This window comes from Streptomyces sp. NBC_00631 (assembly GCF_045206895.1).
Lineage (GTDB): Bacteria > Actinomycetota > Actinomycetes > Streptomycetales > Streptomycetaceae > Streptomyces.
This window is the reverse complement of the sequence record NZ_CP107734.1, coordinates 10,631,477-10,649,851: the sequence shown is the minus strand read 5'-3', so window position 1 is coordinate 10,649,851 and position 18,375 is coordinate 10,631,477. Positions and strand designations below refer to the sequence as shown.

The following is an 18,375-nucleotide window of genomic DNA, read 5'->3' as shown; positions in this document are numbered from 1 at the left end:
TCAGCCGTGCCAGGACCGGTGACCCGGTTCCGAGCAACATACACACCCACGGCAGAATCGACTTGGATCGCAGGTGACTTCGATGGACGACTGGCGAGACCACGCCGAGTGCCGCTACGAGGACCCGGACCTCTTCTTCCCGATCGGCACCACCGGCCCGTCGCTGCATCAGACGCGGCGCGCGAAGGCCGTCTGCGAGCGCTGCCCGGTGCGGGAGGCCTGCCTGCGCTGGGCGATGGAGACGGGGCAGGCCGTCGGCGTCTGGGGCGGCACGACCGAGGCGGAACGCCGGCTGCTGACCCGGCGCCGGCAGCGGGCGGAGCGCCGGTTCAGCTGACCTCGGCCGGGGCCGGCGCGGCCGGCAGCCGCAGGGTGAACTCGGCGCCCTTGCCGGGTTCGCTGCGCGCCTCCGCGGTGCCGTCGTGGGCGGCGAGCAGATGGCGCACGATCGGCAGGCCGAGACCGCTGCCTCCGGTACGGCGGCTGCGGGACTTCTCGGCGCGCCAGAACCGCTCGAAGACGTGCGGGAGATCGTCGGCGGCGATGCCCTGGCCGGTGTCGGTGACGGTGAGGACGACGACGTCGCCGTCGTGGCGGGCGGACAGGGTCACCGTGCCCTCGGCAGGGGTGTGCCGGATCGCGTTGGAGACCAGGTTGCCGAGGGCCTGCCGCATCCGCACCGGGTCGGCGTCGAGCCAGGCGGTGCCGTCGGCGTCGGTCAGCAGGGTGACCCCGGCCGCGTCGGCGGCGACCCCGTGGGCGGCGGCGACCTGCTCGATCAGGTCGGCGGCGCGCACCGGTTCGCGGTGCACGCGCAGGGTGCCGGCGTCGGCCGCGGCCAGGTCCTGGAGGTCGTCGATGATCCGCTGCAGGACCAGCGCCTCCTCGTGCAGGGAGGCCAGCAGGGCCGGGGCGGGGTCCACGAGGCCGTCCCGGGTGACCTCCAGCCAGCCGCGGATGTTGGTGAGGGGGCTGCGCAGTTCGTGGGCGATGTCGCTGACCATCGCCTTGCGCTGCTCCTCAAGGCGTTCCCGGCGTTCGGTGAGGTCGTTGAACGCCTCGGCCAGCAGCCCGGTCTCGTCCCGGGTGCGCACCGGTGCCCGGACGTGCAGTTCGGGCGGCTGCCGGACGGCGGCGGTGAGCTCCCGCAGCGGTCGTACCAGACGCGTGGCGACGACGACGGTGACGGCCACGGTGACGGCGAGGACCAGGCCGGCCGCGCCGACGATCCTGGCCTTGTTGGCCGGGGACATGTCGAAGCGGGGTGCGGTCTGGTCGCCGATGCCGAGGAAGAGTTCGGCGGCCGGGGCGACGTACGGTTCGAGCTGGGTACGCCGCGCGTTGGTGACACAGTTCTTCGCGGCCTGGTCCGGCTTCCGCTGGATCCCCTTCTCCGTGACCAGGAACCCGCCCGAGACCGGGTCGCGTCCCGTGGTGTCGTAGGTGAGGGTGAGCACTTTGCCGAGGTCGAGGCCCTTGGCCTGGAGGCAGGGGCGGGCCAGGGACGTCAGCGCGTCGAGGGCCTTGTTCTCGGTGGGGGTCGGGTTGTCGAGCGCGTCGACCGTCTCGCCGGTCGACTCGCCGTAGACGTTGCCGCACCCGACCTTGAGTTCCAGGGGAGCGCCCCGCGCGTCGTCGACGACGACGTGCGGCCGTCCGCTCGGGGTGTGCTGGAGGGTGGTCCCGATGCCCACGCGGTCGAAGCACTCCTGTTCCTTCTTCGCGACGGTGTCCAGCTTCTCGCGCTCCGCCGCGGTGAGCCGGAACGGCCCGACCGCGCGCGGGTCGATGCCGCTGAGCTGGGCCCCGAACTCGGTGTAGGTGTCGGTGTGCAGGGGGTCCACGGCAGCGGCGGGCCGCGGCGGCAGCGGCGTGTCGTGGGGTGCCGAGTCGGCGATCAGCGTGCGGTCGGCGGTGGTCAGCGCGATCCTGCGCCCGGTCTTCGCGGCCAGCGCGCGGACGGTGGCCTGCACCCCGGCCCAGTCGGGGTGGTCCGCCGCGTACCCGCTGAGCTGGGCGAGGATCTTGTTGTCGGCGGCGAGGTCCTGTCCCTGCTCCTCCTCCAGCGCGCTGGTGGTGGTCGTCACGGCGAGCCAGGCGGTGGCGGCCACGGAGCAGACGGCGATCAGCACCGAGGTGAACAGCAGCCGGACCAGCAGCCGTCTGCGCCACGGTATCCGGGGCTTCACGGCCGGCCGCCGCTCAGCTTGTAGCCGACCCCGAACACGGTCACCAGCCGTACCGGCCGACGGGGATCGGCCTCGATCTTCCGGCGCAGGTTCATCACATGGACGTCGACGGCCCGTTCGGTGGAGGACCGGTCGAAGCCGCGGGTGCACTGCAGCAACTGCCGCCGGGTGAAGACCCGGTCGGGTTCCCCGGCCATGGCGAGCAGGATCTGGAACTCGGCCGGGGTCACCTCCACCGGCTCCCCGTCGCAGTGCACCGTGTGCCGCACCGGATCGACACCGATCCCGGCGGCGGTCACGGCCGGCTCCTCCTCGCGGACGGCGGCGGCCCGTCCGCTGCGCCGCAGGATCGTCCGGATCCGGGCCATCAGCTCACGCGGGCTGTACGGCTTGGTCATGTAGTCGTCGGCGCCCAGCTCCAGGCCGAGCAGCACGTCGTCCTCGTCGGACCGGGCGGTGAGCATCAGCACCGGGATCTCCGGGTCGCCGCCGCGCAGCACCCGGCAGACGCCGAAGCCGTCGATCACCGGGAGCATCAGGTCGAGGACGACCAGGTCGGGCCCGAGCCGCCGGGCCGCGTCCAGCGCCGCGGCCCCGTCATGGACCACGATCGCGGTATGCCCCTCGGCGAGCAGTGATCTCCGGATCAGCTCGGCCTGCATCTCGTCGTCCTCGGCAACCAGCACATGTGCGCACACAGGTTCGGATCCTAAGCGGAGTTCCGGCCGGCTACCGGGCGAGCCAGCCGGCGTGCCCCATCACGACCACCGGATGCCGGTCCGGGTCGAGGGTGCGCAGCAGCTCCTTCATGTGCGCCTTGGCGACGCTCACACAGGCGTGCGTCGGACCGCCGTGGTCGACGTGCAGCCAGACACCACCACCGCGGCTCGCGCCCATCGGCCGGGTCCAGTCGAGCGGTGAAGTCCCCGGCTTGCGGTTGTAGTTGACGGCGATCACGTAGTCGAAGGAACCCTCCAGCGGCTCGCCCTCGAACCCGGTGCCGGGCGAGGTGAAACCGTAGGACCGGTGGTACGGCAGCCTGCTCCCGGGGTCGGCGAGCAGGCCCCCGGCGTCGGTCAGCCCGTACACCCCGACGGGCGAGCGCAGGTCCCCGGCCATGTGGTGCTCGCTCCAGCCGTCCTTGCCGTTGTGCGCGGGCCAACTGGCGCCGGGCTGCCAGACGTTGTCGTCGCGTTCGTAGAGGACGACGGTGGAGAGCGGCGAGTTTTCGCCCCGCCCGCTGGCGACGACCACCTGCTCCGCCCGCTCGGGTATCGCGGCCGTCGTCCTGGGCCCGAGGCCCGGTATGCCCGAGGGCTGCGGGCTGTTCGCGGGTGTGGGGGAAGCCGTCACCGGCGACGCCGGCCGGTCGTCCTGCGACCGGCTCGGCGCGGCCTCGGCGCCACCCCCGCACCCGGAGAGCAGGAGGGGGGAGGCGGAGAGGAGGGCGACAGCTGTTCTGCGATGGATCATGAGATCGACTCTGGCGCAGACTTGTAAGGAACTGGTCAGCTTCTCATCCCCGTTGACTGGAGCGCCCCGTCAGGGGCGCGGGGAACTGCGCGACAAGCGCCCACCGGCCCGCACCCGGACCACTGCTACGGCTTGCCCTTCTTGTACAACCACGTCTGGAACAACGAACCGAGATCCTTCCCCGACTGCCCTTCCGCGAGCTTCACAAACTCCGCGGTGGTCCCGTGCCCGTACCGGTACTGCGACGCCCATGCCCGCAGGATCCGGAAGAACACCGGATCCCCGACGGCCTTGCGCAGCTCGTGCAGCGCCATCGCGCCCCGCGCGTAGACCGGCGTGCCGAAGATGTTCTTCCCGCTGCCCGGATCCCCCGGCGGGTACGCCCACAACTCGTTGCTCGCCGGCTGCGCGTACAGCGCGTCGAAGGTCTTCTGCGCGCTGTCGCCGCCGTGCTGCTCGCTGTACAGCCACTCGGCGTAGGTGGCGAAGCCCTCGTTCAGCCAGATGTCCTTCCAGGCGGTGAGGGAGACGGAGTCGCCGAACCACTGGTGGGCGTTCTCGTGCACGAGCGTGCTGAGATCGGGCGCCGAGTCGTAGATCGGCCGGCCCTGTGTCTCCAGCGCGTACCCGACGTCCGGCGCGTGGTCGACGATCGACCCGGCGGAGCGGAACGGATACGGCCCGAACAGCTTGCTCTCCCATTCCAGCACCGACGGCAGCTTCTTCAGCACCGCCGCCGACGCGCTCGCCTCGCGCGGGTCGACCGCGTTGTACACCTTGATCCCGTCCCGGGTGGTGTACTGCTGCACCTGGAACTTGCCGACGGTGGCGGTCGCGAGGTACGCGGCCATCGGCTCGCTCTGCCGCCACCGGAACGTGGTGCGGCCCCCGGACGTGTGCTGTCCGAGGAGGACGCCGTTGGCGACGGCGGTGCGGCCCTTGGGAACGGTGATCGTGAAGTCGTACGACGACTTGTCCTTGGGGTGGCTGTTCCCCGGGAACCAGGTCATCGCGCCCTGCGGCTCCCCGGCGACGAACGCGCCGTCGTCGGTGCGGATCCAGCCGTCGGCCGAGCCGTCGGGGTCGGTGACCTGCTTGGGTGTGCCGCCGTACACCACCGTGACCCGGAAGTCCCGGCCCTTCGCCGGCGCACGCGACGGCGTGACGACGAGTTCCTGTCCGCTGCGGCTGAAACGCGCGGTTCGGCCGTCGACGGTCACCCGGGTGACCGTCAGGCCGCTGAGGTCGAGGTCGAAGCGGGTCAGCTTCTCGGTGGCGCGGGCGGTGAGGACCGCCTTGCCGTCGAGGTGCCGGGAGGATGTGTCGTAGCGCAGCGTCAGATCGTAGTGGCTGACGTGGTAGCCGCCGTTGCCGCTGAGCGGGAAGTACGGGTCGCCCGCGCCCGCGGCGCCGATCGTGCTCGCCGAGGCCGGTCCGGCGGCGGCGAGCAGGGCCGCCACGGCGACCGGGACGGTGGCGAGGACGGCCTCGCGGCGAAGGACTGCGGTACGTCTGCTTGCGCCCTGCACATGAGCTCCCTGGGGGGTGGCCGATGATCAACGGCCCTACAGCCTAGGCGCGCGGGTGTTCCATTTTCCCCCTCATTCTGGTCAAGCTGCGCCGCGTCGGCAGCCCGTGGCGCTCTATGAGTCGCCCGAGCCGGAGGACGGGGTGCGGCGCGTCCTGGTGGACCGTCTGTGGCCGCGCGGGGTGTCCAAGGAGGACGCGCACGTGGACGAGTGGCCCAAGGGGCTGACGCCGTCGGACGAGCTGCGCCGCTGGTTCCACGGCGGCGGGTCGTACGCGGAGTTCACCCGTCGTTACGAGGCGGAGCTGGCCGCTCCCGAGGCCGCCGAACTCCTCGACGGCCTGCGGAAGTCGGTGCACAAGGGCCGGGTGACCCTGCTCACCGCGTCCAAGACCCCGGACGAGAGCCACGCCACCGTGCTGGCGCGGCTCCTGGCCGGCTAGGCGGTCTGCTCGGCCGCCGCGCGGCCCGCCGCCCGGCCCGAGAACAGGCAGCCGCCGAGGAAGGTGCCCTCCAGCGCGTTGTAGCCGTGCACGCCACCGCCGCCGAAGCCGGCCACCTCGCCGGCCGCGTAGAGCCCGCCGATCGGCTGCCCGGCGGAGCCGAGGGCGCGGGAGTCCAGGTCGGTCTGGATGCCGCCGAGGGTCTTGCGGGTCAGGACGTGCAGCTTGACGCCGATCAGCGGCCCGGCGGCCGGGTCGAGGATGCGGTGCGGGGTGGCGACCCGGCCCAGGCGGTCGCCTATGTAGCGGCGGGCGTTGTGGATGCCCTGGACCTGGGAGTCCTTGCTGTAGGAGTTGTTGATCTGCAGGTCGCGGGCGACGATCTGGCGGCGTACCTCGGCCGCGTCCAGGAGCGCCTTGTCGGTGAGCCCGTTCATCTTCTCGACGAGCTGCTCCAGGGAGTTCGCCGTGACGAAGTCCGCGCCGTTGTCGAGGAAGGCCTGCACCGGGCCGGGCGCCCCCTTGCCGAGCAGCCGGTCGCGGAGCACGGCCTTGCGGTCCTTGGCCGTGATGTCGGGGTTCTGCTCGGAGCCGGAGAGCGCGAACTCCTTCTCTACGATCTTCCGGGTCAGGACGAACCAGGAGTGGTCGTGGCCGGCGATGTCCTCGGTGGTGCGCAGGTACTTGAGGGTGTTGAGGGTGTCGTAGCCCGGCAGGCAGGGGTCGGGCAGGCGGCGGCCCAGGGCGTCGAGCCAGATCGAGGACGGGCCGGGCAGGATGCGGATGCCGTGGCCGGGCCAGACGGAGTTCCAGTTCTGGATGCCCTCGGTGTAGTGCCACATGCGGTCGCGGTTGACCAGGCGGACGCCGGCCTCCGCGCTGATGTCGAGCATGCGGCCGTCCACGTAGGCGGGGACGCCGGTGACCATCTCGGCGGGGGGCGTGCCGAGGCGCTCGGGCCAGTAGCGGCGGACGATGTCGTGGTTGGCGCCGATGCCACCGCTGGTGACGACGACGGCCTGGGCGGTGAGTTCGAAGTCGCCGGCCCGGTCGCGGTTGGAGGCGACGCCGCGCGGCGAGTCGTCGGGGGCCAGGACGGTGCCGCGTACGCCCCGCACCTCGCCGTCCTCGATGACGAGTTCGTCGACCTGGTGACGGTGGTGGAAGGTGAGCAGTCCGTCGCGGGCGGCCTGCTTGGCGTACCGGGCGAAGGGTTCGACCACGCCGGTGCCGGTGCCCCAGGCCACGTGGAAGCGGGGAACGGAGTTGCCGTGCCCGTGGGCGCGCAGGTCGCCGCGCTCGGCCCAGCCGACGGTGGGCAGCAGGCTGATGCCGTGGCTCTGCAGCCAGGGCCGCTTCTCCCCGGCCGCGAACTCGACATAGGCCCGCGCCCAGCGCACCGCCCAGGAGTCCTCGTCGTCCTTCCGGTCGAACTGGGCGCTGCCCTGCCAGTCGCTCCAGGCGAGGTCGAGGGAGTCCTTGATGCCGAGGCGGCGCTGCTCGGGCGAGTCGACGAGGAAGAGCCCGCCGAAGGACCAGAACGCCTGGCCGCCGAGGTTGGCGGCGTTCTCCTGGTCGACCAGGGCGACGCGCCTGCCCCTGCTGGTGAGTTCGTGCGCGGCGACCAGGCCGGCGAGGCCTGCTCCGACGACGATGACGTCCGCGTCCATGGCGACGCCTTTCTTATCCGAATCGGGTGCTGCCGTCGGTCAGCAGCGCGGTGAGCAGTTGCTGGAGCCAGGCACGGGCCCGGTCCACGTCCTTGTCGAGCAGGAGCTGGACGGTGACTCCGTCGTACGCGGCGACCACCGCATGGGCCGCGCCCTCGACATCGCCGAGCACGGCGGGGATCGGGGTGTGGCCGCGAGCCCGGACGAGCCGGTCGGCGATGGCCTGGCGGAGCCGGGCGCGGTGGCCGAGGAGGAGTTCGGCGACGGCCGGGTCCCGGGCGGCGTGCACCAGGAAGTCGGTCTTCACCAGCAGCCAGTCCACATCCAGGAGCAGCACGTCGGTGACCCGGTCCACGGAGGCCGGGACGTCCAGGCCGGGTCCGTCGCCGGCGAGCGCGTCGGCGACCTGCTGGGCGATGAGGTCGGCGCGCTCCCGGTAGAGGGCGAAGAACAGCTCGTCGAGGGTGGCGAAGTTGGAGTAGAAGGCGCCCCGGCTGAACCCGGCCGCCTCGCAGACCTCCTCGATGGAGACCCGCCCGAAGCCCTTGGCGGCGAACACGGTGAACGCGGCGTCGAGCAGCCGGGCACGGGTCCGCACCCGCCGCCGGGTCACGCGCTGGGGTGTGCGGCCGTTCTCTGTCATGCGCCCGACCTCCGTTCGATACACGAATGTATCGGATGCATTGGTGTATCGAAAGAGGCCGCCGCGCCCCTGCCGGAGATCAAATAGGAACAGATTTTCGATTACCGAGTACGATGGATTCATGGCCACGCACCTCCAGGGCTCCCTGTTCGACCAGACCGACGAGCTGCGGCTCGGCGGCCTCGACCGCATCGGCAGGACCGAGCTGGGCTCCGGCGCCTGGATCGACATGCTCCCCGGCTGGCTGAGCGGTGCCGACGCGCTGTTCGAAAAGCTGGCGGCGGAGGTCCCCTGGCATGCCGAGCGCCGCACGATGTACGACCACGTCGTGGACGTGCCGCGCCTGCTCGCTCACTACGGCGAAGGCGACCCGCTCCCGCACCCCGTCCTGACCGAGGCCCGCGAGGCGCTCACCCGGCACTACGCCGCCGAGCTGGGCGAGCCGTTCGCCACGGCCGGGCTCTGCTACTACCGCGACGGCCGGGACAGCGTCGCCTGGCACGGCGACCGGATCGGCCGGGGTGCGCGGGAGGACACCATGGTCGCGATCCTCTCCGTGGGCGCGCCCCGTGACCTGCTGCTGCGCCCGCTGCGCGGCGGACCCTCGGTCCGGCGCCCGCTCGGCCACGGCGACCTGATCGTGATGGGCGGCTCCTGCCAGCGGACCTGGGAGCACTGCGTACCGAAGACGACGCGTGCCGCCGGGCCGCGGATCAGCATCCAGTTCAGGCCACGCGGGGTGCGGTGACCTGGACCTCGGCAAGGGCCGGGCCACCGCATGTGGTTGGCTGTCCTCCGTTTCGATCTGCACGAACGGGCGAGCCGGAGTGATCATGCGGGCAGAGGTACACGAAGTCGGCAAGGGTGCCTATCTGGTGCACGGGCAGCACACCAACTGGGTGATCCTCAAGGACGGCGACGCCGTCACGCTGGTGGACACCGGCTACCCGGGCGACCGGCAGGGTCTGCTCGGCTCCCTCGCGGAGGTGGGCGGCTCGCCGGAGTCGGTCGTGGCCGTGCTGATCACGCACGCGCACAACGACCACCTCGGCTCGGCCGAGTACCTGCGTGCGGCCCACGGCACGCCGGTCTATCTGCACGAGACCGAAGTACCGCACGCCCGGCGGGAGTTCCTCCAGCAGGTGACCGTGGGCGAGGTGGTGAAGAACGCCTGGCGGCCGGGCGTGGTGCCGTGGCTGGTGCACGTGCTGCGGGCCGGCGGCACCGAGCAGCACCCGGTCAAGGCCCCCGAGGCGTTCCCGGTGGCCGACGGCCCGCTCGACCTGCCGGGCCGCCCGGTCCCGGTGCACACCCCCGGACACACCGACGGACACACCGTCTACCACGTGCCCGACGCCGGACTCGTGATCTCCGGGGACGCCCTCGTCAGCGGGCACCGCACCTCGCGGATCCAGGGCCCGCAGCTGCTGCCCGACATGTTCCACCACGAGCGGGCCCGGGCCCTCGCCTCGCTGGAACTGATCGGCGCGCTCGACGGCGACGCGCTGCTGCCCGGACACGGGCCGCTGCACCGCGGTCCGGTGCGGGCGGCCGCCGAGCGGGCCCGGGAGCTGGCCTCGTAACCCTCTGGCCTTAAGGTTCGCCCCATGGCCTTGCAGATCAGCGCCACCAACCCGGAGCACCCCGCGCTCCTGCTCGAACTCCCCTGGGACGTCCCGCTGGAGGAGTGGCCCGAGGAGTACCTCGTGCCACTCCCCCGGGGCATCTCCCGGCACGTGGTGCGCTACGCCCGGGCCGGCGACGAGGTCCTCGCGGTGAAGGAGCTGGCGGAGCGCCCGGCGCTGCGCGAGTACGAGCTGCTGCGTGACCTGGACCGGATCGGCATCCCCGCCGTCGACCCGCTCGCCGTGATCACCGGCCGCCTCGACGCGGACGGCGAACCACTGGAGTCGGTGCTGGTCACCCGGCACCTCGGCGGCTCGATGCCGTACCGTTCGATGTTCGAGACGACCATGCGGCCGGCCACCATGCACCGCCTCATGGACGCCCTGGCGGTGCTGCTGGTACGCCTGCACCTGGCCGGGTTCGCGTGGGGCGACTGCTCGCTGTCCAACACGCTCTTCCGGCGGGACGCGGGCGCGTACGCGGCGTACCTGGTGGACGCCGAGACCGGCGACCTGCACACGCAGCTGAGCAACGGGCAGCGGGAGTACGACCTCGATCTGGCCCGGGTGAACATCAGCGGAGAGCTGCTGGACCTGGAGGCGTCGGGGGCGCTGCACCCGTCGCTGGACCCGATCGAGTTCGGGTTCGAGATCTGCACCCGCTACGGCGAGCTGTGGGAGGAGCTGACCCGGACCTCGGTGTACCCGGCGGGCAAGTACCACTACATCGAGCGCCGGATCCGGCGCCTCAACGACCTCGGTTTCGACGTGGCCGAGATGCAGATCGAGCACTCCTCCAACGGCGACACGGTCACCTTCGTGCCGAAGGTCGTCGACGCCGGCCACCACCAGCGCCAGTTGCTGCGGCTGACCGGCCTGGACGCCGAGGAGAACCAGGCACGGCGGCTGCTCAACGACCTGGAGAGCTGGATGGCCACCCAGGACGACTACGCCCCGGGAGATCCCCTCGCGGCCCGCCCCGAGGTGCTGGCCCACCGGTGGGTGCGGGACGTCTTCCGCCCCACCGTGCGGGCCGTGCCACTGGAGCTGCGCGGCTCCATGGACCCGGCGGAGATCTACCACGAGCTGCTGGAGCACCGCTGGTACCTGTCCGAGCGGGCACAGCACGACATAGGCCTCGGCAGCGCGGTCGATGACTACATCGAGAACGTGCTGCCCAAGGCGCGGGAGACCCTGGAGCCGGTCACCCCGGAGTGAACCCCGAGGCGGGTCACTCGTGCGGGACGACGGCCACCGGGCAGTCGGCGTGGTGCAGCACCCCGTGCGCCACCGAGCCGATGCGGGCCCCGACCGCCGTGCGGTGGGCGCGCCGCCCGACGACCATCAGCTGGGCGGGTCCGGCCGCCGAGAGCAGCACCTGCCCCGCGCTGCCCATCTCCACGTGCTCGGCGACCGGCACGTCCGGGAACCGCTCGCGCAGCGGCCGTACCGCCTCGGACAGCGCCTCCTTCTCGAAGGGCTCCATCCCTCCGGACTCGTCGAGGAGCTTCAGCGAGCCCGGGCTGTAGGCGAAGACCGGCGGCAGGGTCCAGGCCCGCACCACCCGGACCGTCGCGCCACGGGCCGCCGCCGTCTCGAACGCGAACTCCAGCGCGGCCGCGCTGTCCTGCGCGCCGCCCTGCTGGCCCACGACGACCTCCCGCCCGGCAGCCTCGGCCACGGGCCGGTCCCCGGCACGCACCAGGACGACCGGCCGGGCGGCCTCGGCGATCACCTCCTGGCCGACGGAACCCAGCAGGAACCCGACGACCCGCCCGTGCCCGCGCGACCCCAGCGCCAGCAGCTCGGCCCCGGCCGCCGCGTCGACCAGTACCTCGACCGGGCCGCCCTCCACGACGTCGACGCTCACCGCGAGCTCCGGGTACCGCCCGGTGACGGTCCGCACCGACTCGGTGACCCCGCCGGACACCCACCCTCGCTGGGTCTCCCGGTCACCGCCGACCGCCTCGTGCGCCTCGTACCGCCAGGCATGGACGACCCGCAGCGGCAGCCCCCGGCGCACCGCCTCGCGGGCCGCCCAGTCGAGAGCGGCGAGGCTCTCCTCCGTTCCGTCGACCCCTGCCGTGATCGGGCGTGTCATGCACCGGCCTCCTCGTCGGTTCCGTGTCCGCGTGATCAGTCTTCCGCACTCACGGGTGCCCGCTGTGCACCGCCGTACAAGAGCGAAGGCAGGCGATCGAACATACGATGGGCGGGAATCGGTACGGTGGCCGCTCCTCCCGGGGGCCCACCGTCCCGTGGCACCAACGGCTCGGGGTGGGAGACGTATGGCACAGGCTGCCGACGCAGCACGGACCGTCATCATGACCGTGGACGACGACCCGGGAGTCTCCCGTGCCGTCGCCCGGGACCTGCGGCGCCGTTACGGGGCGTCGTACCGGATCGTGCGCGCCGAGTCCGGGGAGTCGGCGCTGGACGCGCTGCGGGAGCTGAAACTGCGCGGCGACCTGGTGGCCGTGATCCTGGCCGACTACCGGATGCCGCAGATGAACGGCATCGAGTTCCTGGAACAGGCCCTGGACGTGTATCCCGGCGCGCGGCGGGTGCTGCTGACCGCGTACGCGGACACCAACGCGGCGATCGACGCGATCAACGTCGTCGATCTGGACCACTACCTGCTCAAGCCCTGGGATCCCCCGGAGGAGAAGCTCTACCCGGTCCTCGACGACCTGCTCGACGCCTGGCGGGCCAGCGACTACAAGCCGGTGCCGGCCACCAAGGTCGTCGGGCACCGCTGGTCGGCCCGCTCCTCGGACGTCCGGGAGTTCCTGGCCCGCAACCAGGTGCCGTACCGCTGGTACTCGGTGGAGGAGCCGGAGGGCCGGCGGCTGCTGGCCGCGGCCGAGGCCGACGGGGACCGGCTGCCGGTGGTGATCACACCCGACGGCACGCCGCTGGTGGAGCCGGAGGCCCCGGAACTGGCCGCGCACGTGGGGCTCGCGACCACGCCGACGGCGGACTTCTACGACCTGGTGGTGATCGGCGGCGGCCCGGCCGGGCTCGGCGCGGCCGTGTACGGGGCGTCGGAGGGGCTGCGGACCGTGCTCGTGGAGCGGTCGGCGACCGGCGGGCAGGCCGGGCAGAGCTCGCGGATCGAGAACTACCTGGGCTTCCCCGACGGCGTGTCGGGCGCCCAGCTGACCGACCGGGCCCGGCGGCAGGCCGCCAAGTTCGGCGCCGAGATCCTGACGGCCCGCGAGGTGACGGCACTTGAGGTCAACGGGGCCGCACGGGTGGTGCGGTTCGCGGACGGCTCGGCGGTCGCGGCGCACAGCGTGATCCTGGCGACCGGTGTGCAGTACCGGCAGCTGGAGGCCGCGGGCTGTCTCGACCTGACCGGCTGCGGGGTGTTCTACGGTTCCGCGCTCACCGAGGCGACCTCCTGCCAGGGCCAGGACGTGTACATCGTCGGCGGCGCCAACTCGGCGGGCCAGGCGGCGATGTACCTGTCCCGGTTCGCCAAGTCGGTGACCCTGCTGGTGCGCGGCGCCGATCTGTCGGCCTCGATGTCGTACTACCTGATCCAGCAGATCGACGAGGCCCCGAACATCTCCGTGCGCAGTCACACGGTGGTGGACGCGGCGCACGGCACCGAGCGGCTGGAGCAGCTGACCCTGCGCCATGTCGGGAGCGGGGACCGGGAACAGGTCGACGCCCAGTGGATGTTCGTGTTCATCGGGGCGGCGCCGCTGACCGACTGGCTGGGCGACACGGTGCTGCGCGACGGGCGCGGGTTCATCCTGGCCGGACCGGACCTGACCGTCGACGGACGGCCGCCGGCGGGCTGGGAGCTGGACCGGCCGCCGTACCACCTGGAGACCAGCATTCCCGGCGTGTTCGTGGCGGGCGACGCACGCGCCGAGTCCGCCAAGCGTGTCGCGTCCGCCGTCGGAGAGGGAGCCATGGCGGTCATGCTCGTCCACCGGTATCTGGAGCAGTCATGAGCGGGCAGTTGATGCCGTGCAGCCCGAAGGAGATCGGCGCGCTGTTCCTCTTCGAGAAGCTGGAACCGGCGCAGCTCGGGCGGCTGTGCGCGGCGGGCCGGGTGGAGCTGTTCCAGCCGGGTCCCGTCTACACCGAGGGTGAACCCGCCACCTGCTTCTACGTGATGGTCGAGGGCACGGTGGTGCTCTCCCGGCGGGTCGCCGGCGACGACGTCGAGGTCACCCGGACCTCGCAGGCCGGCGTGTACGCGGGCGCGATGCAGGCCTACCTCGGGGACCGGGTGCGGCAGGCGTACAACAACTCGATGCGGGTGACCGAGCCGACGCGGTTCTTCGTGCTGCCGGCCGACACGTTCGCGGACATCATGCAGGACTGGTTCCCGATGGCCGTGCACCTGCTGGAGGGTCTGTTCTTCGGTTCGAAGAACACCCAGGCGGCGATCGGGCAACGGGAACGGCTGCTGGCACTGGGCTCGTTGTCCGCCGGGCTCACCCATGAGCTCAACAACCCGGCCGCGGCGGCCGTGCGGGCCACCTCCACGCTGCGCGAGCGGGTGGCGAAGATGCGGCACAAGCTCGGGCTGATCGCCTCGGGGCCGTTCTCCCGTGAGCAGTTGGCGGGTCTGATCGAGATCCAGGAGCGCACGGCGGAACGGGTCGGCAAGGCGCCGTCGCTCAGCCCGATGGAGGCCTCCGACCGCGAGGACGCGCTCACCGACTGGCTGGAGGACCACGGCATCGACCAGGGCTGGGAGCTCGCGCCGACCTTCGTGCAGGCCGGGCTCGACGCCGACTGGCTGGAGCAGGTCGCCGCCGCCGTCGACGAGGAGATCCTGCCGAACGCGGTCGGCTGGCTCAACTACACCATCGAGACCGAGCTGTTGATGAACGAGATCGAGGACTCGACCACCCGCGTCTCGAACCTCGTCGACGCGGCCAAGCAGTACAGCCAGCTGGACCGGGCGCCGTACCGGGTGGTGGACGTGCACGAACTCCTCGACAGCACGCTGCTGATGCTGTCCGGGAAGATCGGGCGGGGCATCCAGGTGGTCAAGGAGTACGACCGTACGGTCCCGCCCGTCCCCGCCTACCCCGCCGAGCTCAACCAGGTGTGGACCAACCTCATCGACAACGCGGTCTGCGCGATGAAGGACGGTGACGGCGGCGGGCAGGGCACGCTGACCGTGCGGACCGCGCTCGACCACGAGCAGTTGCTGGTCGAGTTCCGGGACACCGGCACCGGGATCGCGCCGGAGATCAAGGACCGGATCTTCGACCCCTTCTTCACGACCAAGCCCGTGGGGCAGGGCACGGGGCTCGGTCTGGACATCTCGTGGCGGATCGTCGTGAACAAGCACCACGGCAGCATGCGGGTGGAGTCGGAGCCCGGTGACACCCGGTTCCAGGTGCTGCTGCCGCTGACCGCCGAGGTGCCTGAGGAACCCGAGACAGTTGTGGAGGCAGTATGAGTGGCGAAACCTCGATCGACCCGGACGTCCCGCCGAGCGGCGCCGGGTGTGTGGAGTGCGACGCGGCGGGGGGCTGGTGGTTCCATCTGCGGCGGTGTGCGCAGTGCGGGCACATCGGGTGCTGCGACGACTCGCCCGCGAAGCACGCGACGGCGCACTTCCGTTCCACCGGGCATCCGGTGATACGCAGTTACGAGCCGGGCGAGGGGTGGTTCTGGAACTTCGAGACGGAGGAGTTGTTCGAGGCCGGGCCGGAGTTGGCGCCGCCGGTGAGTCATCCTGCGGAGCAGTCGGTGCCGGGTCCTGCGGAGCGGGTGCCGGAGGACTGGGCTCGCGTTCTGCGGGGCTGAGCGCCTGAGGGGCGGGGGGGTCTGTGGTGAGGGCGGCTGCGGGTGCGTCGTGGCCTGTCGCGCCCCGCGGCGGAGCCGCAAACCAGTGCAGCCCCGCGCCCCTTGGGGGTTTCGCCTCTCGCCACTTGCGAGGATGAGGGCGTGTCGCAGAGATCTTTTGGCCGCCCTCTGATCGGGCGGGACGAGGAACTGGGCCGCCTCGGCGGAGTGCTCGAGCGTGCCCGGAACGGGCGTGGGCAAGCCCTGCTGGTCGCGGGGGACGCGGGGGTCGGTAAGACCCGGCTGCTTGATGAAGTCGCGGCTCGGGCGGCCGAAGGCGGGACCACCGTCGTCGTCGGGCACTGTGTCGATCTCGGGGATGTGGGGCTGCCCTATCTGCCCTTCACCGAGATCCTCGGGGTTCTGGCAGGTGATGAGCGGTTCTCGGCGGTTCTCGCCGCCCATCCGGCTGTGGACCGCCTCCTCGGCGCCGCCCCGGACTCCGCCCGCGACGCCGACGCCCGGCTGCGGCTCTTCGAAGGGGTGGCCGGGCTGTTCGCGGACCTCGCCGCGAGCGCTCCGCTGCTGCTGATCCTGGAGGATCTGCACTGGGCCGACCAGTCGTCCCGGGATCTGCTGCGGTTTCTGCTGAGCCGGGGGGTACTGCCGCGGCGGCTCGCCGTGCTGGCCTCCTACCGGGCCGACGATCTGCACCGACGGCATCCGCTGCGGCCGCTGCTCGCCGAGTTGGTGCGGCTGCCCGGTGTGGAGCGGCTGGAGGTGCGGCCGCTGGCGGATGCCGAGGTGGCGCGGCTGGTGCGGGTGCTGGAGGAACGGCCGCTGTCGGAGGCGACCGTGCGGGACATCGTCGAGCGGGCCGAGGGCAACGCCTTCTACACGGAGGAGCTGGTGGCCGCCGCCGAAGCGGACGGGATACCGGCCGGGCTCGCCGATCTCCTGCTGATCCGGGTCGAGCAGTTGTCGGAGACGGCCCAGCAGGTGCTGCGGACGGCGGCGGTGGCCGGGCGCCGGGTCGCGCACGATCTGCTTCGGGACGCCGTAGGACTGCCGGAGGAGGAGCTGGAGGCCGCCGTGCGGGAGGCCCTGGGGCGGCAGTTGCTCGTCGCCGGGGACGGGGACACCTACGCCTTCCGGCACGCCCTCGCGCGCGAGGCCGTCTACGGCGATCTGCTGCCCGGGCAGCGGGCGCGGCTGCACGGCACGTACGCCAGGCTGCTGGCCGCCCGCGGAGGCGGGGCCCGGACGGCGGCCGAGCGTGCGCACCACTACCGGGAGAGCCACGATCTGCCCGAGGCGCTGGCCGCGTCGGTGGAGGCCGCCGCTCACGCCCAGCGGATGGGTGCCCCGGCGGAGGAGCTGCGGCATCTGGAGGCGGCCCTGGACCTGTGGCCGGCCGTGCCGTGCGAGGCGCGGCCCTCGGGCGAGGGGCTGGACCCGGTGACCTTGACGCTGCGGGCGTCGGCGGCGGCCGCGCACTCCGGGGACGCGCACCGGGCGGTGTCCCTGACCCGGGCCGCGCTGGCCGGGACCGGCCGGGACGCGGATCCCGAACTCGCCGCCCGGGTGCGCTACACGCTCGCCGGGAACCTCATGACCGTGGACAACCTCGCCGCCGCGTTCGCCTACAGCAGCGAGGCGCTCGCGATGATCCCCGCCGAACCGCCGTCCCGGACCTGGGTGTGGGCGGCGGCCACCCACGTCATGGCGGCCCGTCAGGTCGGGGACGACGCCACCGCGCTGCGGGTCGCGCGGCAGGCTCTGGAGGTCGCCGAGCGGCTCGGCGCCACCGCCGCCCGGGCCGACCTGCTGATCTCCCTGGCCCGGCTGGAGGGCGGTGGCCGCCGCACCCGGCAGGGGCGGGAACGGCTCCGGGAAGCGCGGGAGCTGGCCCGGTCGGCCGGGGACACGCCGGTCGAGATGCGGGCGCTGTTCAGCCTCGCCATCGGCTGCTTCGAGTCGGGTGAACTGAGGGAGTGCCTGCCGTGGCTCACCGAGGGGCTCGACCGGGCCCGGCGGTCGGGGCTGCTGTCCTCGCCGTACGCCCTGGAGATGCGGTATCTGCGCCTGCTGGTGCTCTACACACTGGGGCAGTGGGACGAGTGTGTGCGGCGGGCCGGCGGGGAGGAGCCCGCGCCCGGATACACCGTGGGGCCCGTCCTGTACATCGCGCTGGCCCGGGGCGAGCCGGATGTGGTGACGCGCGCCGGGGAGCTGCTCGGGGAGCCGTTCGACTGGATGGGCCATCTCGTCGGGGGGATCGTGCTGACCGACGCGGCCGCGCTGCGGGGTGATCCGGAGGAGGCCGTGGCACGGGCGCGGGACGCGGTCGCGGCGCTCACCGACGAGTCGGGGCGGCCGCCGGACGTGTCGGTGCGGCTGGCCGCGCTGGCGCTGGCGGCGGTCGCGGACCGCGCGGCGGCCGAACGGCGCGGCGGGCAGGGCGCGGACCGCTGGGGCGGTGTCGCCGGTGAACTGGTGGAGCTGGCCCGGACGACGGCCGCGCGACAGGGTCCGGAGGGTCAGGCCTGGCTGGCGCGTGCGGAGGCCGAGTGGATGCGCGCCGTGTCCGGGTCGGACTCGGCGGCCTGGGAGAAGGCGGTGGCCGCGTTCGCGTACGGCGATGTGTACGAGGCGGCCCGGGTACGGCTGCGGTACGCGCAGGCGCTGGCGGCCGACGGGCGGCGTGCGGAGGCCGAGGCGCAGGCGCGGGCGGCCCGGGAGACGGCGGTGGCGCTGGGGACCGCGCCGCTGCTGGAGCGCTCGGACGCGCTGCTGCGCGGGTCGGCGGAGCAGTCCGTCTCGCCGCTGACCGCACGCGAGCAGGACGTGCTGCGGCTGCTGGCGCTGGGCCGCAGCAACCGGCAGATCGGCGAGGAGCTGTTCATCACCGGCAAGACGGCGAGCGTGCACGTCTCCAACATCCTGGCCAAGCTGGGCGCCGCGAGCCGTACGGAGGCGGTGGCGATCGCCTACCGGGAACGTCTGATCACCCCCGAGCCGACGGCGCAGGGGTGATCGGA

General features: G+C 72.5%; 16 protein-coding genes. 9 read left to right on the top strand and 7 right to left on the bottom strand.

The window, feature by feature from the left end:
• Nucleotides 1–82 precede the first annotated feature (82 nt).
• On the top strand, nucleotides 83–337 hold the full coding sequence (locus tag OHB00_RS48085) for a WhiB family transcriptional regulator (protein WP_406444982.1): 255 nt from the start codon (nucleotides 83–85) through the stop codon (nucleotides 335–337).
• Here OHB00_RS48085 and OHB00_RS48080 read toward each other — a convergent pair.
• From OHB00_RS48080 to OHB00_RS48065, 4 genes are all read right to left on the bottom strand, one after another.
• Nucleotides 330–2,189: an ATP-binding protein gene (locus tag OHB00_RS48080; protein ID WP_406444980.1), complete on the bottom strand. Its 1,860-nt coding sequence runs from the start codon at nucleotides 2,187–2,189 to the stop codon at nucleotides 330–332. The genes OHB00_RS48085 and OHB00_RS48080 overlap by 8 nt on opposite strands.
• Nucleotides 2,186–2,887, bottom strand: a complete 702-nt coding sequence (locus OHB00_RS48075; RefSeq protein WP_406444979.1) for a response regulator transcription factor — start codon at nucleotides 2,885–2,887, stop codon at nucleotides 2,186–2,188. Before OHB00_RS48075 ends, OHB00_RS48080 begins: the two co-directional genes overlap by 4 nt.
• Nucleotides 2,888–2,918: 31 nt before the next feature.
• Nucleotides 2,919–3,662 carry a hypothetical protein gene (locus OHB00_RS48070; protein ID WP_406444977.1) on the bottom strand — a complete coding sequence of 248 codons (744 nt, stop codon included), beginning with the start codon at nucleotides 3,660–3,662 and terminating at the stop codon, nucleotides 2,919–2,921.
• A gap of 125 nt (nucleotides 3,663–3,787) precedes the next feature.
• Complete coding sequence (locus OHB00_RS48065) at nucleotides 3,788–5,191, bottom strand: M1 family metallopeptidase (RefSeq protein ID WP_406444975.1); 1,404 nt, start codon at nucleotides 5,189–5,191, stop codon at nucleotides 3,788–3,790.
• 106 nt (nucleotides 5,192–5,297) lie between these two features.
• Here OHB00_RS48065 and OHB00_RS48060 point away from each other — a divergent pair, with 106 nt between their 5' ends.
• On the top strand, nucleotides 5,298–5,633 hold the full coding sequence (locus tag OHB00_RS48060) for a DUF488 domain-containing protein (RefSeq protein ID WP_406444973.1): 336 nt from the start codon (nucleotides 5,298–5,300) through the stop codon (nucleotides 5,631–5,633).
• Here OHB00_RS48060 and OHB00_RS48055 read toward each other — a convergent pair.
• Nucleotides 5,630–7,303, bottom strand: coding sequence for an FAD-binding dehydrogenase (locus tag OHB00_RS48055; protein WP_406444971.1), 1,674 nt, complete (start codon nucleotides 7,301–7,303; stop codon nucleotides 5,630–5,632). The genes OHB00_RS48060 and OHB00_RS48055 overlap by 4 nt on opposite strands.
• A 13-nt stretch (nucleotides 7,304–7,316) precedes the next feature.
• Nucleotides 7,317–7,946, bottom strand: coding sequence for a TetR/AcrR family transcriptional regulator (locus tag OHB00_RS48050; protein ID WP_406444970.1), 630 nt, complete (start codon nucleotides 7,944–7,946; stop codon nucleotides 7,317–7,319).
• A gap of 121 nt (nucleotides 7,947–8,067) precedes the next feature.
• Here OHB00_RS48050 and OHB00_RS48045 point away from each other — a divergent pair, with 121 nt between their 5' ends.
• From OHB00_RS48045 to OHB00_RS48035, 3 genes are all read left to right on the top strand, one after another.
• Entirely contained in the window at nucleotides 8,068–8,694 is a 627-nt protein-coding gene (locus OHB00_RS48045) for an alpha-ketoglutarate-dependent dioxygenase AlkB (RefSeq protein WP_406444968.1), read from the top strand.
• Between the two features lie 85 nt (nucleotides 8,695–8,779).
• On the top strand, nucleotides 8,780–9,529 hold the full coding sequence (locus OHB00_RS48040; RefSeq protein ID WP_406444966.1) for an MBL fold metallo-hydrolase: 750 nt from the start codon (nucleotides 8,780–8,782) through the stop codon (nucleotides 9,527–9,529).
• A gap of 24 nt (nucleotides 9,530–9,553) precedes the next feature.
• Complete coding sequence (locus OHB00_RS48035) at nucleotides 9,554–10,789, top strand: DUF4032 domain-containing protein (RefSeq protein ID WP_406444965.1); 1,236 nt, start codon at nucleotides 9,554–9,556, stop codon at nucleotides 10,787–10,789.
• A gap of 13 nt (nucleotides 10,790–10,802) precedes the next feature.
• Here the strand turns inward: OHB00_RS48035 and OHB00_RS48030 are convergent, their stop codons facing one another.
• On the bottom strand, nucleotides 10,803–11,672 hold the full coding sequence (locus OHB00_RS48030; RefSeq protein ID WP_406444963.1) for a universal stress protein: 870 nt from the start codon (nucleotides 11,670–11,672) through the stop codon (nucleotides 10,803–10,805).
• Nucleotides 11,673–11,859: 187 nt separating this feature from the next.
• Between OHB00_RS48030 and OHB00_RS48025 the strand changes: the two genes are divergently transcribed.
• The 4 genes from OHB00_RS48025 to OHB00_RS48010 all read left to right on the top strand — a co-directional run bounded on the left by OHB00_RS48025 (nucleotide 11,860) and on the right by OHB00_RS48010 (nucleotide 18,370).
• Nucleotides 11,860–13,536, top strand: a complete 1,677-nt coding sequence (locus tag OHB00_RS48025) for an FAD-dependent oxidoreductase (RefSeq protein WP_406444961.1) — start codon at nucleotides 11,860–11,862, stop codon at nucleotides 13,534–13,536.
• The gene (locus OHB00_RS48020; protein ID WP_406444959.1) at nucleotides 13,533–15,005 is read left to right on the top strand and encodes an ATP-binding protein; all 1,473 of its coding nucleotides are present in this window, start codon (nucleotides 13,533–13,535) and stop codon (nucleotides 15,003–15,005) included. The genes OHB00_RS48025 and OHB00_RS48020 overlap by 4 nt, the downstream gene beginning before the upstream one ends.
• Nucleotides 15,002–15,355: a UBP-type zinc finger domain-containing protein gene (locus tag OHB00_RS48015; RefSeq protein ID WP_406444957.1), complete on the top strand. Its 354-nt coding sequence runs from the start codon at nucleotides 15,002–15,004 to the stop codon at nucleotides 15,353–15,355. The genes OHB00_RS48020 and OHB00_RS48015 overlap by 4 nt, the downstream gene beginning before the upstream one ends.
• Nucleotides 15,356–15,496: 141 nt before the next feature.
• The gene (locus OHB00_RS48010; protein ID WP_406444955.1) at nucleotides 15,497–18,370 is read left to right on the top strand and encodes an AAA family ATPase; all 2,874 of its coding nucleotides are present in this window, start codon (nucleotides 15,497–15,499) and stop codon (nucleotides 18,368–18,370) included.
• Nucleotides 18,371–18,375 lie beyond the last annotated feature (5 nt).